The organism is Citrobacter braakii, assembly GCF_002075345.1.
GTDB classification, from domain to species: Bacteria; Pseudomonadota; Gammaproteobacteria; order Enterobacterales; family Enterobacteriaceae; genus Citrobacter; species Citrobacter braakii.
The window spans coordinates 116,489-140,503 of the sequence record NZ_NAEW01000001.1; the positions used below are offsets into that span (position 1 = coordinate 116,489).

Below are 24,015 nucleotides of genomic sequence, written 5' to 3' on the forward strand. Positions count from 1 at the left end.
ATCGCAACTTATGAAGATGTGAAAACGATAATCATTTGCATTAATGAGTGTCAACGGACTAAGAGTAGGGATAATTCCACCCTTGCCGGGAGAGGTTGCAAAATACCACCAGCAAACAGTAGTTTTCAGGCGTTGCGGTGAATCCAGCTATGCGCATGGGCGGAAGTGGTTTCAGGATAGTTAATTATCAAGGTAGCGCGAGTCACGGTCGGCAGCCAGCCAACGACTCACCGGGAGGCACCCGGCACCGTAACACTATCGGCCCTTTAGCTCAGTGGTCAGAGCAGGCGGCTCATAACCGCTTTGTCGCTGGTTCAAACCCAGCAAGGGCCACCAGGCAAGTGTAGACTACTGAATAAGTAGCCTACCGACGCAATAGTCTTTCCACGCATGACTATAAATATCGTCGCGGTGACGGCAGGGAAAGACCTGCGTTCATAAGCGGTCATCGTATAATGGCTATTACCTCAGCCTTCCAAGCTGATGATGCGGGTTCGATTCCCAGACATGCTGGTTTAGCTCCAACGGTAGAGCAGTCGCCTTGTAAGCGAATGGGTAGCGGTTCAGATCCGTTAACCAGCACCATATCCCCCTGTGTAGCTCCGCTGGTCACGCGGCGGCGGCCCATCGTTAAAGGGCAAATTTCAGGCAGAAAAAAACCGCCACAGGGATGGCGGGCAGTAAATACTGAACTTGAAAAACAAGGGATACGTCAACACTTGGAGGTCTACACACTCAGCAGAACTGTGTAGCCATCAACACCTTGCCTGATTTCTGTGTTTAAGTTAAACAGATAAATCCTAAACTAGTAAACCATGTAAATTATAATGTTATTGTAATGATGTTGCGGTGAATCCCGTTAGCGCGGGGCAAACTGATCATCTGTGTGTATTGACAATAGTTGCAGCAGACATGAACACGGGTCATGGCAGATCAACCAAAGGCTCACCGGGTAGCGACCGGCACCGCGACACTACAATACCAGGGAAAACAAAGGCTACTTCGGTAGCCTTTTTCTTTGGGCAAAAAAATACCCGGTCAGAGAACCGGGCTGGAATGACGAAATAGCGTCTAAATGAGTATTTACGAGTTTTGCCTCATAGGGTTAAGGCACGTAAACGGTAAGCATTTCAGTTTGTGCGGGTCAACAGGGCTGCGCTAATGCGTGATTTAATTATATGTAATGGACTTGGGTACATCCTCGGCTATGTGCGCGGATGCGATTAACGCCGACCCGCATCAAGGGTTATGCAGTCTGTAGAAAATCAACGCTGCAGCGATAGCCATAAAACAGATAAATATTGCGAGTTTTTCGAAGGTGCTCATTCTGGCTTCTCCCGAAAAAAAAGCCCGGAATAACAGGCCGGGCGAATCACACAATGTTTAACATCAAATTGGAGGTTGCTCACTCTTCAGGATATGCGCAACGAAGAAACGATAAGCATTTCAGTTTGTACGGGTCAACAGGGCTGCGCTAATGCGCGGCTTTTTTATTAACTAAAATCGCCGGACAGGCGGGAGAAATTATGTACAAAGTCAAAGTCAGCTACATCTTGCCGGAAGGTGAGCAGGTTCGTGTTGCTGTATGCGCAGTGAAAGAGGACGGCACTCAGATTTTCCAGATGGAGATCCAGTCACCGAACGAAAAGGGCAAATCACTCGATGCCTACGAGCAGGCCGCGATAGAGCAGTACACCGCGATTGTCAGTGATATTGCCGCCTCGGTACAACCGGCACCGGACGCCACCGAAGCCAGCGCCAAAAAGTAACGTTTCCACAACAGCATAAACGGGTCGCCAGGTGCGGCCTTTTCTTTTATCTACCCTCCGCAGAAAGGCGAGCAGGGAGGCTCTATGAATAACGACCCACATAGCTGGACGGACTGGTGGGTGATGGTGAAAAGCTGGATTAATGGCGACATTCCCCTGGACAGCCTTTTAATGACGGCGGTTATTGCAACACTGCGTGTTCTGTATACGGGAAGAAGCTGGCGACGTCTGTTGCTTGAAGTGCCACTGTGCTGTCTGCTGGCCGTTGCCGCGTTCTCCATGATTAAACCTATTCCCGTTTCCTGGTTATCTGAAGACTGGCGGGTAGGTATTGGCGCAGCCATAGGGCTTATCGGCGTTGAGCATATCCGGGCACTGGGTGTGTTTGTGACGAAGAAAATAGCAGGAAGGACAGGACAATGACTAATTCACCTCGCGGCATTCGTAACAACAACCCCGGCAATATCCGCTGGGGCGACGACTGGAAAGGGCTGGTACCGAAAGAGCAGCGTACCGATAAAGCGTTTTGCCAGTTTGTAACACCGGAATACGGCATCAGGGCGATGATCGTTATTCTGCGCAACTACCAGCGTAAACACGGCCTGAACACCATCACCGGCATTATTAACCGCTGGGCACCCACAAACGAGAATAACACGCAGGCATATATTGACAGCGTAGCAAAAACGACTGGCACAGCCCCTGTTCAATTCGTCCACACCGACGACAGCCGTTTCATGATGAAACTGCTACAGGCCATCATCCGGCACGAGAACGGCGAGCAGCCCTACGGGTTTGATGTGTTCGTCAGAGCGCTGGATCTGGCTGGCGGCTGATTCACGAAGAATATAAAAGCGAAAACCCCGATTGCCGCAAACAGTCGGGGTTTTCTGTTTCTGCACCTTGAATAAGGCAAGGGAGAACCTGTGATTGATATTAGCAAACTGATTAGGGAGTTGCGACTAATGATTGAGCAATTACCAAACTGGAAATTTATCCTGATCTGGCTGGTACTGTTTGTCGCTGCTATTGGCTATCTGATTGGGCAAATCCGCTGGTGGTGACATGAACCGCATAACTACTGGCGTAATAGCCTCGTTGCTGATAGTGGCCGCCGCGCTGGCCTGGACAACGGACCATTACCACAGTAACGCGGTACGATTCCGGCAGCAGCGGGACACCGTTACTCATAAGCTGGCGCTGGCGAACGCGACAATTATCGACATGACGAAGCGCCAGCGTGACGTTGCTGTCCTTGATGCAAAATACACACAGGAGTTAGCCGATGCGAAAGCTGAGAATGATGCTTTGCGCGATGACGTTGCCGCTGGCCGCCGTCGCCTGTACGTCAACGCAACATGCCCCGCAGCCGTGCGTAAAGCCACCACCTCCCCCGGCGTGGATAATGCTTCCACCGCCACCCTTACAGCGAATGCTGAGCGGGATTACTGGCGTCTCAGGGACGGAATAGCCACAGTGACAAAGCAGATCGAAGGGGCGCAGGACTATATCAGAACACAATGTGGTTATGTTTCTTCTGACGGGACGAGATGAATAAGCAGCGGCCTGGTATCTGATGTTACTGAAACATACTCAGGCGTATCCTTGCGGTCTGATAGTCTTTGGAAAAAATAACCAAGTCTGGAGCGTTGTAACGAACGGACTATGCGACGCGAGTGTTTTTTGTTTTTGGCAACCATCTAAATCTCCCCAATGACATAACGGATAACGTTAACTCACACTACAGTTGTTGAGAATTATTATCAATAACGGGGTGGTGAAATATTTTTCCGATTGAATAATGAACAAAAATGATGGCGTTACGTGAAATCTGAGATTTTGCGGGGGTTATTGTTCACCAGATTTTACGTATGGAGAGCGTGACAACAGGAAGATGTTATGGCAAAGACCGACTGGAAAAAGCTGGAGCAAAAATTTCAGCGTGCTCATGCCAGAACAGGTATCAAGCTTCAGGACTGGTGTAAGCAGAATGGCATCAGCTATGACACAGCCCGACGGTATATAAAACTGCGCAAAAATGAGCAGGAGTCTGCGCAGAAAAGTGCGCAAAAAAAGGAACAAAAAACTGCGCAAAATTATGACGCATCTTCAGAAGAAAAAAACAGTGACGACGAGGATTGCGAAGAAGAAAATCTGGCAGACAGTGATGACGAAAATTGCGCAAATTCGGCAGAGACGAAACGAAAAAAACGGGGTGGAAATCCTCATCCCGTTTGCCGGTTCGTCGAGCGTAACACTGCCGCAGTAAAACACCGTGGATACGCCAGGTATCTGGAAAAAGACTACCTGTTTGATGATGCGGCAGAAATGGCACTCATTGATGAGCTGGTATTTACCCGTGCAAGGGCGCTTTCGGTAACAGCAACCCTGAAACGCATGTTTACCGAACTGGATAAAACGGAAGATATTCTGGCGCGCACAGCATTGTACGGAAAAATTTTGCAGGCTGAGACTGCCCTCGATCGCAATATTGCCCGTATTGAATCGATAGAGCGCACGCTGGGTACGCTGGACATTATCGCGGTCACACCTGCAAAAATTATTGCCGATACCGAGTACCGGGCAGCAGCCAGAGAAAAAGTTAAAGCTGAGACCGATATTCTCACCAGCCAGAAGCAGGGGGTAACAACCCCGATGACTGAAATAGTGTCAGAGCTTCATGGTATGAGCCATTCCGGGAGGTTAGATGACATCCCCGAAGAGTGAGCCGCAATACTGTGAACCTGATTTATCCGGGATGAGTGAAGCAGAACAGCGCCTTTTTATTCTGACAAAACTGAGCAATCCCTGGTGGCGTCTTAATCATCTCTACAAAGTCCAGAATGAAAAAGGGGAACTGGTTACTTTCAGAATGCGTCCGGCTCAGCGCCAGCTTTTCCGGAGTATGCATAACAAAAATATCATTCTTAAAGCGCGACAACTGGGGTTCTCGACGGCAATTGATATCTATCTGCTGGACCAGGCGCTGTTCACGGCACACCTCAAGTGCGGGATTGTGGCACAGGATAAACAGGCAGCCAGTGAGATTTTTCGTACCAAAATTGCAGTGCCGTTTGACAATCTTCCCCCGTGGTTGCGGGCTTCATTCACTGTTGCGGAACGAAGAAGCGGTGCCAGCGGCGGTTATATCCTGTTTGGTCATGGCTCCAGTATTCAGGTGGCGACCTCGTTTCGTTCCGGTACGGTTCAGCGTCTTCATATCTCCGAGCACGGCAAGATTTGTGCGAAATATCCGGCTAAGGCCAAAGAGCTGCGTACGGGGACGCTGAATGCTGTCGCGGATGAATGCATTATTTTCGACGAGTCCACCGCAGAAGGCGTTGGCGGCGATTTCTACGACATGAGCAACCGGGCACAGGAGATAACGACTTCCGGTCTGGATTTGTCACCACAGGATTATAAGTTCCACTTTTATGCGTGGTGGCAGGACCCCAAATACAGTGCGAAAGTGCCGGCCTCCGGTCTGAGACTGACGCGCGAAAAAGCGGAGTATTTTTCGGCTGTTGAAAAAGCCATGAATATCACGCTCACCGATGGACAGAAGCAATGGTATGTCAACAAGGAGACAGAACAGCGCGAGGAAATGAAGCAGGAGTTTCCTTCCACGCCGCAGGAAGCTTTCCTTACGTCAGGCCGGAGAGTGTTTAATGCCGAAAGTACATTGCAGGCCGAAGCCGGGTGTATTCCTCCACTGATTGTGTATGACATTGAGCCTGTAACGGGCACCAGAACAAAGGCACAGGCTTTACGTAGCGGTAAAAAGGATGAACTCAGTCGTACGCTGATGAATTATCTTCTGGTCTGGGAACTGCCCGATCCGGACGAGCAGTATGCCATCGGTGCTGACCCGGCTGAAGGGCTGGAGCACGGCGACCGCTCGTCACTGGATGTGGTCAAACAAAGTACCGGCGAACAGGTTGCGCACTGGTTCGGACATCTGGACGCTGAGTTATTTGCTCACCTGCTGGCGCATGTGGGGAAACTGTATAACACCGCCTTTATCGGACCTGAGCGCAATAACCACGGCCATGCGGTCATTCTCAAACTGCGTGAGATTTATCCGCCCCGTTTTATCTACAACGAGCAGCATATTGACCAGGACAACGACGATGATACGCCGCGTCTGGGCTGGTTAACCACGCGCCAGAGCAAGCCGATCCTGACTGAGGGAATGAAGACCCTGCTGAATAACGGGATTTCCGGTATCCGCTGGACAGGCACGCTGAGCGAGATGAACACCTACGTCTACAACGCGAAAGGTTCAATGAATGCACAGGAAGGCTGCTTCGATGACCAGGTGATGAGCTACTGCATCGCACAGGAAATGCGGGCGCGTATGCCTGTACGCATTAAGTCGCAACCAACTGAACGCACCAAAAAACACTGGATGACTCACTGATGAACACAGAACAGATACAGACCAGCGCAGCGGGTTCACCAGGCGCAGAAGCCCCGCGTTTTTCACAGCAAAAATTACTGGCTGTCAGCTCCGATATTGATCACCAGCCAAAGTGGCGTGACGGTGCAAACAAGGCTTGCGCTTATTATGATGGTGATCAGCTCGATCCTGAAGTCATTACCGTACTGGAAGAACGAGGCCAGCCGAAGACCATTCATAATCTGATAGCACCAACGATTGATGGTGTGCTCGGTATGGAAGCCAAGACCCGCACTGATTTGATGGTGGTGTCCGATGATCCGGATGAAGAAGCTGAAAAACTGGCTGATGCCATCAATGCGGAGTTTGCCGATGCGTGCCGCCTGAGTAACCTGAATAAAGCACGTTCAGATGCTTACGCGGAACAAATTAAAGCCGGGCTGAGCTGGGTTGAAGTCCGTCGTAACAGCGATCCGTTTGGCCCGAAATTTAAAGTCTCAACGGTAAACCGGAATGAAGTGTACTGGGACTGGCTGAGTCGGGAAGCTGACCTGAGTGACTGCCGCTGGCTGATGCGCCGTCGCTGGATGGACACGGACGAGGCGAAAGTGTCGTTTCCGGGGATGTCGCAGATCATCGATTACGCTGTCCATGAATGGCGGGGATTTGTTGATACCACGCTGGCTGAAGGACAGGACAGCCAGTTAATGAGCGCATGGGAGGAATACCAGAGCTGGAGCCGTGAGCAAAGCGAATGGCTCCAGAGCGACCGCAGGCGTGTACTGCTTCAGGTGGTCTATTACCGCGTTTACCAGCGGATGCCCGTTATTGAACTGAATAATGGTCGTGTCGTAGCCTTCGATAAAAATAACCTGATGCAGGCCGTGGCAGTAGCGACCGGACGCGTTCAGGTCACCATCGGACGGGTAAGCCGTATCCGCGAGGCCTGGTTTGTCGGACCACACTTTATTACCGACAGACCGTGTACTGCACCGCAGGGGATGTTTCCGCTGGTGCCGTTCTGGGGCTATCGCAAGGATAAAACGGGCGAACCTTACGGGCTGGTGTCACGCGCAATCCCCGCACAGGATGAAGTGAACTTCCGTCGTCTGAAACTGACCTGGCAGTTACAGGCCAAACGGGTTGTGATGGACAACGATGCCACCGATATGTCCAATTCTGAGGTAATGGAACAGGTCGAACGTCCTGATGGCGTTATTCGCCTGAATGCGGACCGGAAAAACAAAACCTCCATAGCTGATGTTTTCAGCGTTCAACAGGACTCTCAGATTTCTAACCAGCAGTTTACGGTGATGCAGGAGTCGGAAAAACTCATCCAGGACACAATGGGTGTTTATGCGGCATTCCTGGGGCAGAACTCCAATGCATCATCAGGCGTTGCCATCAGTAACCTGGTGGAGCAGGGCGGTACCACGCTGGCTGAAATTAACGACAACTACCAGTTCGCCTGCCAGCAGGTGGGACGGTTGTTGTTGAGTTATTTGCTGGAAGACCTGAAAAAACGCCGGAATTATGCGGTGGTCATTAACCGGAACGACAAGCGCAAACGTCAGACAGTGACGCTTAACGAAGACGGTGATGATGGTGAGATGACCAACGATATTTCCCGCCTTAATACCTATATTGCCCTCGCGCCGGTACAGCAGACGCCCGCGTTTAAGGCGCAACTGGCACAGCGTATGTCTGAGGTTATCCAGGGCTTACCGCCGGAAGTACAGGCTGCGGTGCTTGATTTGTGGGTGAACCTCCTGGATGTACCGGACAAACAGGAGTTTGTTGAACGTATACGTACCGCGCTGGGAACACCGAAATCACCGGATGAAATGACGCCGGAAGAGCAGCAGCAGGCACAACAGCAGCAGGAGATACAGCAGCAACAGATGGAACTTCAGATGCGCGAAATGGCCGGGAAGGTGGCAAAACTGGAGGCGGATGCCGCAAAAGCACAGGCTGCCGCGCAGAAGGACGCCGCAGCCGCGCAGCTTGATACAGCGAAAGCGCAGGGACAACGTTATGTGGATGCACTGAACCAGGCGAATGCTGCCGATGTTCTCACAGGGATACAGAACTCGGAGCAGGAATCAGCACTTTTGCAACAACAGATATTACAGACATTACAGCAGCGGATAGAAGCGATGCAGCTTTAACCTCCAGTTCACCAGTACACAGCCAGCCTCGCGCTGGCTTTTTTGTTTCTGCTGCTAAGCCCGCTGGCAACAGTGTGCTTATTCGCAGGGGCAGCGATACGCCTTTTATTTATCAACATCGGATCTGTCCGACAAACAGACATGCGGGGAATTATGGACTTTGAAATTACAGGTGAAGAAACCCAGGAACAGCTCGAAGAACTCATGGCAAAAATGGGTGATATCGAGGTTGAGGGTGACATCGAGGAGCAGGAAGAGCGTGCGGAACATTCTGACAGCGAGACTTCTGAAACAGTACAAACTGACACGGGCGATAAAAAGGCACCGACGCCGGGGGCCGGTACTGATGAAGAGGGGCAACCGCAGGAGGATGTGAAGGGGATTCTCACCAGGGACGGGAAACATGTTATTCCTTATGACGTTCTTGAAGCCGAGCGTGCTGAAAAGCAACGTCTGACTCAGCGTTATGAGCAACAACTGGCTGAAGAGCAGCGCAAAATTGATTTGCTGACGTCACAAATCAAACAGGCTGGTATGACGCCAGATCCTCTCCCGGAAGATGCGCGTATTTCTGACGAGCAGATAGCCAAAATCAGGGAGGATTACCCCGAAATGGCGGACGCGCTCACCCTGATGGCCCGTAAATACGATTATTTACAGGCACAGATCCAGAAGGAACAACCGCAACGGCAGGTGGAAGAACAGGATAACTCCGCTGCCGTTGCTGCTTTGAACGCCACGCCTGACCTGGCTGAATGGCAACGATCCGACCCTGACAAGTTTGCCATCGCAGTTCACCTTGATGAGAAGTTACAGAATGACCCCGCATGGAAATATAAACCGCTGACGGAACGCTTTGCCGAAGTGGCACGACGTACGCGAGCTGCTTACGGTGAAACGCCTTCCCATCCTGTCGTGGAGCAGGACAACCATGAGGTTCTTGCTGTTGCCGCAGAGAAAGTCGCTAAAGCCGATACTGCGGCAACGGTGCCTGATTCACCGTCAGATCTGGGGAACACGGCAGCAGTACCGCAGGATAAATTTGAGCAGTTACTTGGTGCTTCTTATGCAGATGCAGAGGCCGTAATGAGCGGCATGAGCGACGCGGATATCGACGCGATCCTTGAGAAGCTGGGGTAACACACCGAATCCGACCCGCTGAAAGGCGGGTTTTTCTTTTAATGGAGTAAATTATGTCAACAGTAACTACTGCCCAGGCGAATAAGCTGTACCAGGTGGCACTGTTCACCGCCGCTAACCGTAATCGTTCGATGGTGAATATCCTTACTGAACAACAGGAAGCCCCTAAAGCCGTTTCGCCGGACAAAAAAAGCACAAAACAAACCAGCGCGGGTGCGCCGGTCGTTCGTATCACCGATTTGAAGAAAGAGCGTGGCGATGAGGTCAGTTTCAGCATTATGCACAAACTTTCCAAACTGCCGACGATGGGGGACCAGCGCATTGAAGGACGCGGGGAAGATTTGAGCCGAGCAGACTTCTCTCTTCGTATCGATCAGGGGCGTCATCTGGTGGATGCGGGTGGACGTATGTCACAGCAGCGTACCAAATTCAATCTTGCCAGTTCAGCCCGTACCCTTCTGGGAACCTACTTCAACGATTTGCAGGACCAGTGTGCTGTAGTTCATCTGGCGGGGGCTCGCGGTGATTTCATGGCTGACGATGTTATCGTACCGCTGGCTTCACATCGTGATTTTAAAGAGATCATGATTAATGATGTCATGCCGCCAACCCATAACCGCCATTTCTTCGGTGGCGATGCCACCTCTCTTGAAGCGGTGGACTCTTCAGACGTGTTCACCCTCAGCCTGGTTGACAATATGGCGCTGTTCATTGACGAAATGGCACATCCGTTACAGCCCGTTCGCCTGAAAGGCGATGAACTGTACGGTGAAGACCCTTACTACGTGCTGTACGTCACCCCCCGTCAGTGGAATGACTGGTACACCAGCACCTCCGGTAAGGACTGGAACCAGATGATGGTTCGTGCAGTCAACCGCTCCAAAGGATTCAACCATCCATTGTTCAAAGGTGAATGTGCGATGTGGCGTAACATTCTGGTGCGGAAATATGCCGGAATGCCGATTCGCTTCTATACCGGCTCCCGTGTATGGATTTCGAATAATAACCTTGCCGCTACCACGCAACAAATTGAAGTGAAAACCAATATCGACCGCGCAATGTTGCTCGGCGCCCAGGCGCTGGCCAACGCTTACGGTCAGAAAGATGGTGGTCATTTCAATCTGATTCAGAAAAAAACGGATATGGATAACCGTACCGAGATCGCTATTAACTGGATCAACGGCCTGAAAAAAATCCGTTTCGAGGATAAAACCGGACGGATGCAGGACCACGGCGTCATTGCCGTCGATACCGCAGTACGCATCTGATTTTAATCTCACCTCTTATTCAGCCGGGTATTTAAACCCGGCATTTTTTTAAGGAGTAATCATTATGGCCGGACCTGTGGCAGATAAACCAGAAGCGGGTGTGATTTACGCCCAGTCTTATAAGGAGAACGTTTATCAGGGGGCGCACGGTAACGAATCCGTTATTGAGGGTTTTATTGAACTCAACGGTGCGCCAACGGGTACGGAAGTACGCCTGTTGCGTCTTCCGATCGGGATGCGTATCAATTCAGTTCAGATCACGACTGACGGTATTGGCGCCGGGGCAACGGTCACCATTAAAAGTGGCGACCATGAACTGGTACATGCTGATGATGTTCACGCGAAAGTGACGCATCACTTTGTAGTTGAACCCTATTCCACGTTAACTGATGGAGAAGTGCTGACGGCAACGGTTGACTGCGTGTCTGCAACCGGAAAGCTGAACGTACTGGTTCGTTACTCCGTGGTTGGCTACTGATACTGACTGATAACCTGCCCGCCATTGCGCGGGCTTACTTTTTTCTGAGGAAGAGAAATGAGCGAAAAAATTGCCATCGTTTATATCGGTGAAAAAAATGTGAAACGCGACACCATTACCGGAAGCCGCGCCGTGTTCCCGCGTCTTCAGCCCGTTCATGTGGACAATAAAGTGGCGCACCAGTTGCTGGAGTTCCCTGACGTCTGGGTTCGCCATGAGCAGATGGAGGCAATTCTTCAGCAGCAGGAAGAAGAAAAACGGCTTAAGGAAGAGGAGCTGGCGCGGCAGCTTGAGGAAGAAGCCCGTATAGCGGCGGAGAACAGCTTTGTCGTCAAAGTTCAGGGGGATGAACTGGATATCAGCAAATACACCCTGGCACAGCTTTTCACTCTTAACGAGTCAGAAGAACTTGGTCTGAAAAAAGATGCGAAGGAAAGTGCCGGTGATTTCCGTGTTCGTGTTCGTGACGCGCTGAAAGCAGGGAGCGTACAGGATGGTTTCGCCGAATGACTTTCTGCCATATGTGAGGCGGAATATCAGCGGGCCGCTGAATATTATGATGGCCGATGCAGTGTTGCAGGCGGCCATTACTTTCTGCCGTGAGTCGCTGTACTGCCGCCGTATCGTCACCCTGAATCCGGAGGCCGGGGTGATCTATCCACTGGTGAGTGACGATGCGCCGGTTTCCTGCACACGAATTATTCGCATTGCCACGCCGGAACGGGAGCTATTCGCGGACAGCGACGTTGATATTTCCACGGATAAATCCCTGATGTTTACGGTCTCCTGTCATCTGGTTGGTGTGCTGTTTGCCGTGGCCCCCCGGGCAGACGCGAAGACCGTACCGGATGAACTGATGGATTATCCGGAGGTGATTGCCGACGGGGCTGCTTCCCTTTTATTCATGCAGGCAGGTAAACCCTGGCAGGACCCGCAGCGGTCAGAGTATTTTCGCGAGAAATTCACCGATGGTTATCGCCGGGCATATCGTGATGCACTGGATATCAGCCCGGTTTCTCCCTTCCGTAATCCGGTTCGCAGGCAAAGGTTCTTCTGATGACAACAGTTGCAGAAATTATCGGACGCGTGAATACGCAGCTCCTGGACACGCTTATGCTTCGCTGGCCGCTGGCGGAGTTGTGCGACTACTACAATGACGCTGTTCGCGCCGTCATACTGGCCCGCCCTGATGCCGGGGCCTCGGTTGAGACGCTGAAATGTGTTCCCGGCTCGCGGCAGACGTTACCCGCCGGAGCACTGCGGCTCATTGATATTATCCGTTTGACGGACGGTAACGCGCTTTTACCCGTTCCGCGTGATGTTCTCGATCATGATTATCCGGACTGGCATAGCCTGAGTGGTGTGCCTGAACGTTATGTGTACAGCGAAATGATTCCCCGTATTTTTTACCTTTTCCCGTCGCCGGATGAAAGCGTCAGCATCGATGCTGTTGTCTGCCGTATTCCTGATGCCATAACGATAACCAGTCTGGAGGACAAAACCGAAATACGAATAGAAGAAGTATATGTGAATCCGCTGGTTGACTGGATACTGTTCCGGGCTTTCAGCAAGGATGCGGCCGGAGGTGCAAATTCCGGGCAGGCCATGCAGCATTATCAGGCGTTTGCTGATCAGATGGGGATTAAGCAGAACACAGACCGCTTTATGGCACAGATGAAGCAGGCTCAGTTTTAGGGAGGTACAGCGTGAGTATTCTGGTTGCAGGTATTCTCAAATCACCCACAGGACAGGTCATTGCCGGGGCGCAAATTATGCTGACCGCACTGAGCACCTCACCTGATTTACTGGCGGGCGTCAGCGCTTCGGCGGTCACCAGCGATACCGGGTATTACGGCATGAATGTTTTACCTGGTGTCTATTCACTGACCGTTGCCGTGAACGGGAAAAGTCAGGTCTATGGCAGCTTTCGTCTTGATGGCACCGAAACCACTGTGACGCTCAATATGGTACTGCGCCGTAACCTGGTCGAAGTCAGTATTCCTGATGAACTTCTGGTGGATTTCCGGCAGATACAGAACAACGTTGCTGATGACCTTGAAACCATGCGGCAGCTTGAACTCAGTGCATCGGGCCGCGCGGATAATGCAGCCAGAACAGCCGCAGATGCAAAAGCCAGTGCTGAAGCGGCGGCGCGTTCTGAGGCTAATGCGGCAGGCAGTGAGAAGAAGGCGGAACAGTTTGCGCAGGAACTACAGATCGCAACCACATCGGCAGCAAGGGACGCGGCAACGGCAGCAGGTGCGGCATTATCTGCGTCAGGGGACGCGCTAAAGGCGGGGCAGCAGGCTGCGGCAGCGACAGAATCAGCCAGAAAAGCCTCAGAAGCGGCGCTCATGGCGAAGACATCAAAAGATGCGGCGTTATTATCTGAGCAGGCTACCAAAGGTTCAGAAGTGATGGCGACAGATGCTGCGCTCAGTGCCGGTAACAGCGCCAGAATTGCCACGAAAGCAGCAGGTGTACTGGCAGTCTCCGCGAGAACAGCCGATGAATCAGCAAAGGCAGCAGCAGAAAGCGCGAATACTGCCGCTTTAAACGCAAAACTGATAGCTGATAATGCAGCGACGTCTACACAAATAAAAAAGGACGTCATTTTTGCCAGGGACGAAGTGGTTGGGCGGCTGGACGGTTTTGACATACATGTTTGCCAGGCCAGCAGGGAAATAACGGAGACAGCGCAGAAAGCTGCATTTCAGGCAAAGACAGAGGTTAACGCAACAGGGGAAGAAGTTAAGCAGTCTGTCAGGCTTCTGGGCCAGGAGTATACTGATTCCGCACATAATGAAGCGGTAAGTGCGGGAGTGTCAGCGGACAGCGCTCAGGCTGCCAGTCAGCAGGCCGCACAGGACCGGACTAATGCCAAAGCTTCAGCAGATTGTGCGAAACAGGAAGCCGCAGGCGCCGCTGCAAGTAAGCAGAGTGCCGCCATGTCCGCAATGGCGGCGAGTATATCTGCTACCGCCGCACAAACAGCAGCCAGTGCCGGTAAGTCCTCAGAAACAGCAGCAAAGGTCAGTGAGAACAGGGCGGTACTGGCGGAAACTCGGGCGGGTACGTCCGCGGATTCAGCATCAGAAGCATCAAAAGCGGCAGGGGTATCGGCAGGAATGGCGAACACGAGTCAGATCCTGGCAAAATCATCTGAAATGAACGCCGTTGTCAGTGCTTCGGAGTCGCTGGTCAGTAAGGATGCGGCAAAGTCATCGGAAGCAAACGCCTTGGCAAGCGCGAATGCTGCAAAAGCGTCTGAAACAAACGCTGCCGCCAGTGAATTAAACGCCAGAAAATTAGCGGAAACAGCAACAGGTGCAGCCACAACTGCGACTACCTCCGCCACACAGGCGCAGGGCAGTGTAGTTTCAGCATCCGGCAGTGCGACATCTGCACGGAATAATGCAACGAAAGCCGCGCAGGCAGCGACAGAAGCCATAGCGGCAAAAGATGTGGTGGTCGTTCAGGTAACAGGCTTTGATGAACATGTAAACCGACAGGTAACGGCTATAACCGCCGCCACCGAAAAATCGAATACGGATATTGCGGTGGCGGCGGATATCAACCGCAATAACGCAATACTGGCGATTAACCAGAAGCAGACAGAAGCGACCAGTGCCATTCAGGTGAATGTGGATGTGTCAGCATCAAATGCGCAAACAGCGGTATCAAAGGCAATGGAGGCCGCTAACAGTGCGGATAATTCGAAAGCCGACAGTCTGTCTTCCGGTGCTTCTGCGTCCAGTGCGCGTACTTCAGCACTGAACGCGGCCGCGTCCGCAACGGCAGCGCTGGCATCACAGCTCGCGGCGAAATTATCAGAATCAAGTGCTGGTACATCCGCAGCCTCAGCGCAGGAGGCGTTACGTGCCGCCGAACTGATAGCCAAAACGCCAGGCCAATCAGCTTACGATATATGGAAGTTACACCAACCTGTGGACGCTGACACTTCAGTTGCCGCGTACCTTGCTTTCCAGGAAGGTATTACAGCGGTAAAAACAGACGGTTCGTCCATTGTGGGTGATGGCGTCACCATACCGCTTTCTACTGGACCTGCACCACAGTTTAATGAACCTAATAGTTATGTGCTGGGGCGGGTACTGACGCAGTATTTAGTACCGAATAGATTCCCCAATGTATATGACATGTCGAATGCGCTTATTCCAGGTCAGTATATCCATGCTGCTTATCTTAACTTTCACAGCGGTGCGACAGTAATTACGCGCGATAGTGGTTTAACCGGAACCTGGCGAGTGATGAGTGCCCTGGGATTTTATCAGGACACCCCCCTGACTTTACTTCGCCGCGAAAGATAAGGAGAAACTGAGTGACAATACAGACGGTAATTACTGATGTACGTAACGGGAAATATAGTGAAGATGGTTCCGTTACGGCAGAAGTCAGATTTGATAACGAAACCGCTTCTGACGGGACGCCTTTATATCTGCCTTATACTGCCGCAGCGCATGACCCGGCCCCCTATGGACGTCAGCTCTACGCTGACCTGAAAGCCGGTAAATACGGCCCCGTTACTCCATTTACCGTGACACCAGAAATGGTCACCGCCGCAAAAGCGGCAAAACGCGCCGAAATCAATCATTGGCGCGATGAGCAGGAGAACGGCAGCTACCTGTTCGAATACGACGGTCATAAATGGGATTACGGCAAGTCCACGCAGGACAGAATGAGTATCTCACTGGCGATGGCAAAACGTGGTGCTCTACCGGCTGGTTTTGCCTGGACAGACGGCGAAAATAACATCGTTCCGATGGATAACGCCGGACTGATAGCGCTGGCCGCCGCGATTGAGCAGGCGATGTTCGAAAAGGGAGTGCAGATAAACCAGCGTCAGTTACAGATGAAAGCGGAAATGGAAGCCTTAACAACGCTGGTTGATATCCGCAACTACCGTGTGGGCTGGTTGTAACCGGGGCAAAAAAACGGGCCTTTTTACAGGCCCCAACACCAAAAGATAATGGAACTCATTTCTATGAATCCCTTTCTTTATTCCACACTCAGTGGATAAAAAACCATGAGCAGATTCACAACTCCGGCAATTCTCGAAATGCTGGGTCATTATTTATGGCGCGTACACGAGCCGTTCGCGTTTTACCTCAGTGACGATAACAGCGATGTGATCGAAGTACCCGCAGGATTTGTCACTGACCTTGCGACCGTTCCGCGTATTTTCTGGATGTTGCTACCGCCAGACGGCAAATACGCCAAAGCCGCCATCATTCACGATTACCTGTACGACAACGCGCTGCGTACGAAGAAAGAAGCTGACCTGATATTCCTGGACGGAATGACGGTGCTGGGCGTGCCGAAGTGGAAAAGGACGGTGATGTATTGGGCGGTGCGTCTGTTTGGCAGGGGGAGCTACTGAGTGTAATGTTATTTATTCTTACTTATCTTTTGAATCAATGCAGGAATAATGTCAAAGCAAATGAAAAGGATGACGAAGACCAGAAAGAACGCCTCAATTGTTGCGAACATGGTATGTGACATAAATCCTCCTGCGTGACTTGCGGCCCTTTAGTAAAGGGAATACTAACGGCTTCTGTTTTTGCGGAAAAAATCATCAGCGAAAGCCGCAACAACGATGACCAGTGAATAGATAACAATAAACCCGAACAGTACCATTGCAATTGAACCCATAATTTCACCGCCAAAAAAAAGGGGTGTCGGATAACAACCCCGAATAATAAAGACCAATAGAACGAAACCATACACGTTTTTTATTTCACATGCAGTTACTACAAATCAAGCGGGAAAATATGCGGGTATTATGGGGAGGGTGTGACGCCCGACAACGTGAAGAATTACCTGGAACACGTTGCGTCGTGTATTCGGGCGTCACTACTCACTTATGACAGAATCAGTGGCGAACCGCAAATAAAGACGTCGATTTTCGATTGTACATCAAAAATAACGATCTATCAGTATAACAATCACGGCAAAAAACAGCAGAAGGGTGATACAACACAATCCGTATGAAGAAATCACGTAGTCAGTTCCATTCAAAAAACAAAAAAAAAAGGGGCTCGCGTTCAAACCCCCCTGAATTTGCTGGTAATAGTTAACAACACGGCGCCTTATGGTGCTCTGTAGTAGGTAAACAAAGTGCTTCGGGTATTTTTTCGCGTATGCAGTTAGTGGATGTCAATAAGAACATTCATTTCTAATGATCGTGTCGAAAGGGCCTTCTCCCGGTTCTCCGATATTATTGAGCACAACTTCAAATGTGCCAACCAGAAACACCACAATACAGACAGCCTGCATAGTAAGCATTAGCCATCTGAATATCCGGAGCGGCAGAATTTCAGCCTGGTATCCCGACTTTTTAAAAAACTGAGTCTTCTTCAACATAATCAGGTCTGCTGGCAACATCTGCACGTTGAAAAACGAACATCATCAGGGCCGGGATGAGAGTAAGCATGAGTATGACAGTCTTCATAAACGACACTCCTCAATATGCCCATTTTCGCTGAAAAAAACAGGGGCGGTTCTCAACGCCCCCACAAATATGGCTGCGTCGTCAGGCATCTCCTGATGCTCTTTTTTTGTGTCGGACTTAACATTTTTTCCACATGCAGCTATCAAAAATCAACCTGTAATTCGGAGTTTTCGACATGCCTGCTATTGATATTGTTTCCATGCACGGTGAAATGCCGCGCGTGCTTCCCCATATGTTGCCGGATGGCTATTCCGTACTGGCGAAAAACTGCCATTTCCGGTTTGGCGTGATTACGCCAGTCAGTGACGATGGTAAAAACGAAGTCACATTTGGCATAAAGCCAGAAACGCTTTTCCTGTACCGACAGAATAAGTGGTTCACCTGGAGTGGAATTGTCGATGCTGTACGCAGCCCTGTAGCGCAGGACCCTTACGGACGAGTGTATTATACCGACGGGCAGTACCCAAAAGTGACCAGTGCGCAGATTGCGACATCGGGTAGCGGGCAGTATCCGGCCAACAGCTACCGGCTTGGCGTACCAGCTCCGGAAAGTGCTGTTACATGTAGTGTATTAAATCCTCCTCCGGTTGAGGGTACTGAAGAAGACGATGCTAAGGATGATGAAACCCGTTTTTATACTCAGACCTTTGTCACCGCTTATGGCGAAGAGGGACCGCCCGGACCGCCATCAATGGAAGCGACAGTTAAAAAAGGCGGCTCCGTTGATTTAACCATGCAGCCTCCGCCGCTACAGAATTCGAATATTACCCGGCAGCGTATCTATCGTTCTGCTTCTGGTGGCGGTAATGCAGATTTCCTGCTGGTGACCGAGCTGGATGCCGGAGTGCTGTCATTTCACGATGATTTACAGACTGAACAGCTTGGACCTGTACTTGAGACAGAACATTACGTTATGCCGCCGGACAACATGACTGGCCTTTGCATGATGGCAAACGGTATTGCTGCCGGATTTGCCGGAAACGAAGTGATGTTTTCTGAGGCTTTTTTGCCGTATGCCTGGCCTGATTCGTACAGACAGACCACGGCGGAAGATATTGTCGCCATAGCCTCAATCGGAACGGCGCTGGTTGTTGCAACTAAGGGCGAGCCTTATTTATTCAGCGGTGTTTCACCGTCAAATATTTCAGGGGCAAAGCTGCCGTTAACGCAGGCGTGTGTCAGCAGACAAAGCATGGTTGTGATGGATGGTTTTGTACTCTATGCGGGAACAAACGGGCTTGTTTCGGTGAGTGGTGATGGTAACGCGCTTATTGCCACAGAAAAAATTATCTCGCCGGAACAGTGGCGCGAAATGTTTAACCCGTCATCCATCAAAGCATATCAGTATCGCGGCGAATATGTGGCCCGTTATACGAAAACTGATGGCAGTCAGGCAGTCTTTATCTTCAGCCCGCAGGATATGGATATCCGGCATATGAGCACGACGTTCGATACGGCGTATAACGATACAGCAACCGATACATTGTACCTGGTAAAAGGGCTTGAGTTATCTGTATCACAGGGCGCTAACACGCCATTACCGCTGGTCTGGCGCTCAAAAACTTTTATTGCGCAGGAAAATACCAGTTTTTCATGCCTTCGAATCAAAGCGCCTTATCCTGAACGAGTCGGGATTTCTGTATTTGCGGACGGACAGCCGGTGATCCAGTTACCCCCTGGTTCCCTCCGTAATTCCGTGCTGAAACTGCCGCCAGTAACAGGGCGTGAATGGTATCTCGAAGTGTCAGGTTTTGGGCAGATTGAGCGAATTACCCTCAGTACATCGATGGCGGAGATGCCAGCATGAGTAAAAAACCGTGGCGTGCAGGAAAGGATCTGGCTGCTGTTGTCGAAAATATGGAGATTGGGACCGGCCAGCGCGGTGACGGGAAAGATGCGTTTGTCACGCAACGCCAGCTTGCAGAACTGAAACTGGCGAAAATGAGCGGAGGCAATGGAGGTATCAGGCTTGCTCCTGGTCTGGGGCAGGGGATTTTCCCGGATATACCGCCGCCTGAACGTCCCACAAAGCCGGAAGGTTTACAGGTTACGGGTGGTTTTGGCTACGTGCTGCTTGAGTGGGTTATGCCGAAATATAACGGGCATTCCCTCGCTGAAATCTGGCGGGGTACGGAGGATAACCTTTCTGATGCTGTTCTCGTTGGTACAACACCGGGGCAGGTTTACAGCGATTCGGTTGATCCGGGCTGGAAAGGATTTTACTGGATACGGTTTGTTAACTCAGCAGGCGTGTCTGGTCCGTATAATTCACCTGATGGAACTCCGGCAGAAACGCAGATGGATGTGCAGGCCGTGATTGACCAGATACACGATGAAGCGGCTAAATCCCCGATTGTTGAGGAACTGAAAAAGGAAATTAGTGATTCAGCAAAAGCCACGAATGAACATATAGAGAAAATCAGTGAAGATGGTGGCAAAGCGTTTCAGGCGATGTGGGCGCAGAAAGCCAGTGCTGACGGAATAACAGCAGGTATTGGTATCGTTGCCGGGAAAGACGCGGCAGGTAATCCGATTAGCCAGGTGGCGATAGCGGCATCGCAGTTGTTTATTTTCGACCCGAATAACCCCGGCAATACGGCGTATCCGTTTGCGGTGTCAGGCGGTAAGGTCGTGATCCAGAAAGCGGTGATTTATGACGCGGTGGTTGAAACGCTGTCGGCGCAATATATCGTGGCTGATGATGTGAAAATTGGCGCAACGCTGACTGCTCCCTATATCAGAAGCGCCACTATCAGTAACGGTAATTTTACGGTTGACTCAAACGGCAACGTGAATGCCGTGAATGCGAACCTGAACAATGTTACTTCACGTGGGGGGGCTTTTTACGATCTGTATGCGGTCGGCGGCACGATGGGCAATGTTCATATTCTGGAGAACTGTCAGATAGACGGTCGCCTGAGTGCTGCTCAGATTGACGGGGATATTGCGAAAACATATGCGCTTAATAGAGGCAGTGTTTATATTCCGGCACAGGTAGTGGCAATGAATCTTGTTGTGCTCGCTGCTGAAGTGCAGTCGCACGGCAGACACGGCACAATCAACTGGAATAATGCGGATTTTTATTTCAATGGAGAATTTCAAGGCCCGGGAACATCGGTCACCATGAGCAACTTTATAGCAGGAAAGTATACTGTTCATGGTGGCGGTGGTTCTTCCTATTCCGAAAATCTGGATGGACGACTGATGGTTAAAGTGTACTTTCTGCCAGCAGGCGTACCTATAACAATAAGTTGTAGCAGATTCGCCGTTGTCTGGATGTCGAAGGCTTGATTACCCACATCTGAATCAGTAACACTGGCTGCGGGTGCTTTGGGCTGTCTGCCTGAAGCATTAGTGAATGGCAGGCAAGAAAAAGCCCCGAAGGTAATTAATGTTTATTAACCACCTACGAGGCCTATCCTATGCTTGACAACATGAAGATAGCCTCTTACAGGCCGAAAGGTCAAGGAGAAACGAGGCTATGAAGCCACAAAAACTGGCGCTGATAGCGCTAATCGTTGTCAGTATCACGCTTCTCGGAGTGTTGTTACTGAATAACAAAACCCTCTGCGACGTTAGCTTCCGAAGCGGCGGAACGGAGGTTGTGGCTCATATGGCTTACGAATCCAGGTAAGAGCTATGGCGGGGGAGCAATCCTCCGCCACTCTTTATAGTGTTGAGAATAGCCTCAAAGCACCCTTTTAACCCCGTTGCAGATTTCTGTAGCGGGGTTTTTTATGGGAGAAGATAAATGACTTTTATTACCGATGCAAAAAATGCCCGGTACGGGGATGACGGTATTATCATGGCGGATGTTCGCTTTGATGATTTAACCTCGCCGGACGGTACACCGCTTTATCTGCCTTATATTGCGACAGCGTATGATTCAGCGGATTTCGGTCCACAACTTTATTCCGATTTGAAATCGGGAAAATACGGAGAGGTTGAGCCGTTTATTGTTACTTCTGAAATGCTCACAGTAGCCAGGCTGGAAAAACACGATGAAATAAATGTCTGGCGCAATCAACAGGAGCACGGCAGTATCACTTTCAGTCTCAATGGTCACCGTTGGGACTGTGATAAAGCTTCGCAGGACCGTCTTAGCGCATCCCTGGAGGCTGACCGGTTGAATATACTGCCCGCTGATTTTTTCTGGACGGATGCTGACAATATTGATGTTCCCGTTAAGTCCACAGACCTTGAAGCCATGAGTACAGCAATGAGCACAACGATGTTTTTACAGGGCTTCAGAATCCACGAACGTCAGCGCCAGATGAAAGAGGACGTTGATGCGCTGAGCGATTATCAGGCAATTAAGGACTATGTAGTGGGCTGGCCGGAGGAAGGACAAGCAGACAATGACAAAACTCGAACGATACATGCAGCGGGTGATGGCTGATACCTGCAACCCGAATTTGCTGAATGAAATACAGGACGCCTGCCGTAAAAAGCAGGCGTTTTGCTTTGGTGCGCCGGATGGTCAACTGGTCCTGAAACCGATGGTGAAAGACGGCGTTCCGTATGTGCTGGTCTGGCTGGGAATTTGCGAGGGTTATGACAGCGTGTCGCGGTATCTGCCGGAGGTAAAGAAATTAACCCGCATGTCCGGTGGTCGTTGGGCGGAGTTTCATACAACGCGTAAAGGGTTTATCCGTCTGTCCGGACGGTTTGGATTTGAACGGATGCCGGATGATGAGGACGGGTTCATGGTATTTCGCATTCAGGTGTAAAAGTACGACATCACTGATAACCCTGCTCCGGCAGGGTTTTTTCATATAAGGAGCCAGAAAATGGGTAAGGGTGGCGGAGGCAGTAACGAAATCAAAGAAACATCGCAGCAGAAGGCGCAGGCGGAAATAGCCATGAAGCAATGGCGTCTTTATAGCGACAAACTGAAGCCAATGGAAAATATCTTCATGGCGGACGTGGACAAGCTGAACAACAAGGAGAAATACCAGAATCTGGCCGGGGTGACGAATCTTGGCTACCAGAAACAGTTCGGAGAGGTCAGACACCAGGCCGCTAACCAGCTTGCAGCCGCCGGTGTTGATCCGTCCAGCGGCAAATACCAGGAAGCGATGAACGATATTGCTGGGGAACAGGCTATCGGACAGATTGACGCAACCAACCGCGTACAGTCTTCTCAGGCTGATAAGTACATTGCCGGGTTGCAGGATGTGGTCGCTCTCGGGGCGGGGCAGAAAGCCGATGCGTTGCAGGGTTACAACAGCCTAGCGGAAAACAGTCTGCGTAAAGCGGGCATGGATGCTCAGGCGGCGTATATGCGGCGTCAGGGGAATGCTTCGCTGGTAGGTGCTGGTATGGGGGCGCTTGCTGGTTATGCTTCTAATAAATTTGGCGGTAACAGCAGTCCTGTGCCGAAAACGGCGGGAATTGGCGCTAATGGTCTTCAGAATTTCGCCAGCGGGTTTAATTTTTAACGGAGGCTGATTATGGGATTCGGAAAGGTATTTAAAAAGGTAGTTCACGTCTCAAACCCATTCAGCAAGGACAATCTCAGAAGTGCCGCTCTTGGCCTTCCTCCTGGTGTCGATCCGCGTGATAAGAAAAGTTTCCTTATGCCGTATCACAAGGAAGATCCGCTGGGCGTCTATGGGGCAAATGGCGGAGGAACTGGCGATAAACACTACGCTTCTGATACTTATGCTCAGCTCATTCGAGAGCAGTATAACGACTGGCTGACTCGATACTTCCCGAAGCAGGAACGGCTCATGGAACTTGGCACCAATAATGAGTTGATGAATGAGCAGCTTGGCAGAACTGACGGGATAGCGACACAAAGTCTGCGGTCTGCTCAACAGGGACTGAATAACCAGATGGCACGTTACGGGACTATCAGGCCGCAGAATCCGCAGGATAACACCCTGGGGTTACGCTCGGCGCTGGCAATAGCCGGTGCGAAGAACGGGATTCGCGAGGCGCAACAGGACCGCCAGATGAACATTCTGACTGGCGGGGCAGCACCTGTACGCCAGCAGCTTAATATCGGCGGCGGCAGTAACAATAACGCGGGAACATAAGATGGGATACGGATTACTTGACGCGGCAAATCAGACGCGCAAAGAGGCAATGCAGGGGCTGGGTGAGGCTGACCAGTTGAATGAACAGCGCGAAATGATGAACAAGCAGATGAAAGAACAGGCCAAAATGCAGCATAAGCAGAATATTGGTACTGGACTGGCGACTGGTGCGACCACAGGAGCGATGATTGGTTCTGTTGTGCCTGGTATTGGAACAGCAATAGGTGCCGGGATAGGTGCTGTCGCAGGCGGTCTTTTCGGCTCACTATTCTGAGAGGTGATA

At 51.0% G+C, this 24,015-nt stretch carries 23 protein-coding genes, 2 tRNA genes and 1 pseudogene; all 26 read left to right on the forward strand.

Annotated elements, in window-relative coordinates; translation table 11 throughout:
- Positions 1-260: 260 nt before the first annotated feature.
- The 26 genes and pseudogenes from BZK42_RS00620 (at position 261) to BZK42_RS00750 (ending at position 24,006) form a co-directional block, all read left to right on the forward strand.
- Positions 261-336 (forward strand) — tRNA-Ile (locus BZK42_RS00620).
- A 173-nt stretch (positions 337-509) separates the two neighbouring features.
- Positions 510-585 (forward strand) — tRNA-Thr (locus BZK42_RS00625).
- Positions 586-1,526: 941 nt separating this feature from the next.
- Positions 1,527-1,769, forward strand: coding sequence for a hypothetical protein (locus BZK42_RS00630; RefSeq protein WP_080858550.1), 243 nt, complete (start codon positions 1,527-1,529; stop codon positions 1,767-1,769).
- A gap of 84 nt (positions 1,770-1,853) precedes the next feature.
- Complete coding sequence (locus BZK42_RS00635) at positions 1,854-2,192, forward strand: phage holin, lambda family (RefSeq protein ID WP_080070196.1); 339 nt, start codon at positions 1,854-1,856, stop codon at positions 2,190-2,192.
- Positions 2,189-2,605: a structural protein gene (locus tag BZK42_RS00640; protein WP_080858551.1), complete on the forward strand. Its 417-nt coding sequence runs from the start codon at positions 2,189-2,191 to the stop codon at positions 2,603-2,605. The genes BZK42_RS00635 and BZK42_RS00640 overlap by 4 nt, the downstream gene beginning before the upstream one ends.
- A gap of 229 nt (positions 2,606-2,834) precedes the next feature.
- On the forward strand, positions 2,835-3,323 hold the full coding sequence (locus BZK42_RS00645; protein ID WP_080858552.1) for a lysis protein: 489 nt from the start codon (positions 2,835-2,837) through the stop codon (positions 3,321-3,323).
- A 345-nt stretch (positions 3,324-3,668) separates the two neighbouring features.
- Complete coding sequence (locus tag BZK42_RS00650) at positions 3,669-4,496, forward strand: terminase (RefSeq protein WP_080858553.1); 828 nt, start codon at positions 3,669-3,671, stop codon at positions 4,494-4,496.
- On the forward strand, positions 4,477-6,189 hold the full coding sequence (locus BZK42_RS00655) for a terminase large subunit (RefSeq protein ID WP_080858554.1): 1,713 nt from the start codon (positions 4,477-4,479) through the stop codon (positions 6,187-6,189). Before BZK42_RS00650 ends, BZK42_RS00655 begins: the two co-directional genes overlap by 20 nt.
- Positions 6,189-8,336, forward strand: a complete 2,148-nt coding sequence (locus BZK42_RS00660; protein ID WP_080858555.1) for a portal protein — start codon at positions 6,189-6,191, stop codon at positions 8,334-8,336. The genes BZK42_RS00655 and BZK42_RS00660 overlap by 1 nt, the downstream gene beginning before the upstream one ends.
- Positions 8,337-8,489: 153 nt before the next feature.
- Positions 8,490-9,476, forward strand: coding sequence for a hypothetical protein (locus BZK42_RS00665; RefSeq protein ID WP_080858556.1), 987 nt, complete (start codon positions 8,490-8,492; stop codon positions 9,474-9,476).
- Positions 9,477-9,529: 53 nt separating this feature from the next.
- Entirely contained in the window at positions 9,530-10,744 is a 1,215-nt protein-coding gene (locus tag BZK42_RS00670; RefSeq protein WP_080858557.1) for a N4-gp56 family major capsid protein, read from the forward strand.
- Positions 10,745-10,808: 64 nt separating this feature from the next.
- Positions 10,809-11,222, forward strand: a complete 414-nt coding sequence (locus BZK42_RS00675) for a hypothetical protein (protein ID WP_080858558.1) — start codon at positions 10,809-10,811, stop codon at positions 11,220-11,222.
- Positions 11,223-11,279: 57 nt separating this feature from the next.
- Positions 11,280-11,732, forward strand: coding sequence for a hypothetical protein (locus BZK42_RS00680; RefSeq protein ID WP_080858559.1), 453 nt, complete (start codon positions 11,280-11,282; stop codon positions 11,730-11,732).
- Positions 11,716-12,279, forward strand: a complete 564-nt coding sequence (locus BZK42_RS00685; protein WP_080858560.1) for a hypothetical protein — start codon at positions 11,716-11,718, stop codon at positions 12,277-12,279. Before BZK42_RS00680 ends, BZK42_RS00685 begins: the two co-directional genes overlap by 17 nt.
- Positions 12,279-12,917, forward strand: coding sequence for a phage adaptor protein (locus tag BZK42_RS00690; protein WP_080858561.1), 639 nt, complete (start codon positions 12,279-12,281; stop codon positions 12,915-12,917). The genes BZK42_RS00685 and BZK42_RS00690 overlap by 1 nt, the downstream gene beginning before the upstream one ends.
- Positions 12,918-12,928: 11 nt before the next feature.
- The gene (locus tag BZK42_RS00695) at positions 12,929-15,550 is read left to right on the forward strand and encodes a carboxypeptidase-like regulatory domain-containing protein (protein ID WP_080858562.1); all 2,622 of its coding nucleotides are present in this window, start codon (positions 12,929-12,931) and stop codon (positions 15,548-15,550) included.
- Between the two features lie 11 nt (positions 15,551-15,561).
- On the forward strand, positions 15,562-16,161 hold the full coding sequence (locus BZK42_RS00700) for a DUF4376 domain-containing protein (RefSeq protein WP_080858563.1): 600 nt from the start codon (positions 15,562-15,564) through the stop codon (positions 16,159-16,161).
- 105 nt (positions 16,162-16,266) lie between these two features.
- Complete coding sequence (locus tag BZK42_RS00705; RefSeq protein WP_080858564.1) at positions 16,267-16,620, forward strand: DUF1353 domain-containing protein; 354 nt, start codon at positions 16,267-16,269, stop codon at positions 16,618-16,620.
- Positions 16,621-17,866: 1,246 nt separating this feature from the next.
- Positions 17,867-19,498, forward strand: coding sequence for a hypothetical protein (locus BZK42_RS00715; RefSeq protein ID WP_080858566.1), 1,632 nt, complete (start codon positions 17,867-17,869; stop codon positions 19,496-19,498).
- A pseudogene (locus BZK42_RS00720) lies at positions 19,495-20,526 on the forward strand (phage tail tip fiber protein); the annotation flags it as partial. The gene BZK42_RS00715 and the pseudogene BZK42_RS00720, both read left to right, overlap by 4 nt.
- Positions 20,527-21,172: 646 nt before the next feature.
- A complete protein-coding gene (locus BZK42_RS00725) occupies positions 21,173-21,325 on the forward strand; it encodes a Hok/Gef family protein (protein ID WP_080858568.1) in 153 nt (50 codons plus the stop codon).
- 117 nt (positions 21,326-21,442) lie between these two features.
- Positions 21,443-22,090, forward strand: coding sequence for a DUF4376 domain-containing protein (locus BZK42_RS00730; RefSeq protein ID WP_080858569.1), 648 nt, complete (start codon positions 21,443-21,445; stop codon positions 22,088-22,090).
- Complete coding sequence (locus BZK42_RS00735; RefSeq protein WP_080858570.1) at positions 22,050-22,421, forward strand: hypothetical protein; 372 nt, start codon at positions 22,050-22,052, stop codon at positions 22,419-22,421. The genes BZK42_RS00730 and BZK42_RS00735 overlap by 41 nt, the downstream gene beginning before the upstream one ends.
- A 60-nt stretch (positions 22,422-22,481) precedes the next feature.
- Positions 22,482-23,132 (forward strand): hypothetical protein, encoded by a 651-nt coding sequence (locus BZK42_RS00740; RefSeq protein WP_080858571.1) that lies wholly within the window; start codon positions 22,482-22,484, stop codon positions 23,130-23,132.
- 138 nt (positions 23,133-23,270) lie between these two features.
- On the forward strand, positions 23,271-23,732 hold the full coding sequence (locus BZK42_RS00745; protein ID WP_249025115.1) for a hypothetical protein: 462 nt from the start codon (positions 23,271-23,273) through the stop codon (positions 23,730-23,732).
- Position 23,733: 1 nt separating this feature from the next.
- Positions 23,734-24,006 (forward strand): YMGG-like glycine zipper-containing protein, encoded by a 273-nt coding sequence (locus BZK42_RS00750; RefSeq protein WP_080858572.1) that lies wholly within the window; start codon positions 23,734-23,736, stop codon positions 24,004-24,006.
- The last annotated feature ends 9 nt before the right edge of the window (positions 24,007-24,015 follow it).

What these genes read in the sequence shown, in the direction of transcription:
- BZK42_RS00630 (WP_080858550.1), top strand. Translation starts at nt 1,527, where the DNA reads ATGTACAAAGTCAAAGTCAGCTACATCTTGCCGGAAGGTGAGCAGGTT.
- BZK42_RS00635 (WP_080070196.1), top strand. Translation starts at nt 1,854, where the DNA reads ATGAATAACGACCCACATAGCTGGACGGACTGGTGGGTGATGGTGAAA.
- BZK42_RS00640 (WP_080858551.1), top strand. Translation starts at nt 2,189, where the DNA reads ATGACTAATTCACCTCGCGGCATTCGTAACAACAACCCCGGCAATATC.
- BZK42_RS00645 (WP_080858552.1), top strand. Translation starts at nt 2,835, where the DNA reads ATGAACCGCATAACTACTGGCGTAATAGCCTCGTTGCTGATAGTGGCC.
- BZK42_RS00650 (WP_080858553.1), top strand. Translation starts at nt 3,669, where the DNA reads ATGGCAAAGACCGACTGGAAAAAGCTGGAGCAAAAATTTCAGCGTGCT.
- BZK42_RS00655 (WP_080858554.1), top strand. Translation starts at nt 4,477, where the DNA reads ATGACATCCCCGAAGAGTGAGCCGCAATACTGTGAACCTGATTTATCC.
- BZK42_RS00660 (WP_080858555.1), top strand. Translation starts at nt 6,189, where the DNA reads ATGAACACAGAACAGATACAGACCAGCGCAGCGGGTTCACCAGGCGCA.
- BZK42_RS00665 (WP_080858556.1), top strand. Translation starts at nt 8,490, where the DNA reads ATGGACTTTGAAATTACAGGTGAAGAAACCCAGGAACAGCTCGAAGAA.
- BZK42_RS00670 (WP_080858557.1), top strand. Translation starts at nt 9,530, where the DNA reads ATGTCAACAGTAACTACTGCCCAGGCGAATAAGCTGTACCAGGTGGCA.
- BZK42_RS00675 (WP_080858558.1), top strand. Translation starts at nt 10,809, where the DNA reads ATGGCCGGACCTGTGGCAGATAAACCAGAAGCGGGTGTGATTTACGCC.
- BZK42_RS00680 (WP_080858559.1), top strand. Translation starts at nt 11,280, where the DNA reads ATGAGCGAAAAAATTGCCATCGTTTATATCGGTGAAAAAAATGTGAAA.
- BZK42_RS00685 (WP_080858560.1), top strand. Translation starts at nt 11,716, where the DNA reads ATGGTTTCGCCGAATGACTTTCTGCCATATGTGAGGCGGAATATCAGC.
- BZK42_RS00690 (WP_080858561.1), top strand. Translation starts at nt 12,279, where the DNA reads ATGACAACAGTTGCAGAAATTATCGGACGCGTGAATACGCAGCTCCTG.
- BZK42_RS00705 (WP_080858564.1), top strand. Translation starts at nt 16,267, where the DNA reads ATGAGCAGATTCACAACTCCGGCAATTCTCGAAATGCTGGGTCATTAT.
- BZK42_RS00715 (WP_080858566.1), top strand. Translation starts at nt 17,867, where the DNA reads ATGCCTGCTATTGATATTGTTTCCATGCACGGTGAAATGCCGCGCGTG.
- BZK42_RS00725 (WP_080858568.1), top strand. Translation starts at nt 21,173, where the DNA reads ATGAAGCCACAAAAACTGGCGCTGATAGCGCTAATCGTTGTCAGTATC.
- BZK42_RS00730 (WP_080858569.1), top strand. Translation starts at nt 21,443, where the DNA reads ATGACTTTTATTACCGATGCAAAAAATGCCCGGTACGGGGATGACGGT.
- BZK42_RS00735 (WP_080858570.1), top strand. Translation starts at nt 22,050, where the DNA reads ATGACAAAACTCGAACGATACATGCAGCGGGTGATGGCTGATACCTGC.
- BZK42_RS00740 (WP_080858571.1), top strand. Translation starts at nt 22,482, where the DNA reads ATGGGTAAGGGTGGCGGAGGCAGTAACGAAATCAAAGAAACATCGCAG.
- BZK42_RS00745 (WP_249025115.1), top strand. Translation starts at nt 23,271, where the DNA reads ATGCCGTATCACAAGGAAGATCCGCTGGGCGTCTATGGGGCAAATGGC.
- BZK42_RS00750 (WP_080858572.1), top strand. Translation starts at nt 23,734, where the DNA reads ATGGGATACGGATTACTTGACGCGGCAAATCAGACGCGCAAAGAGGCA.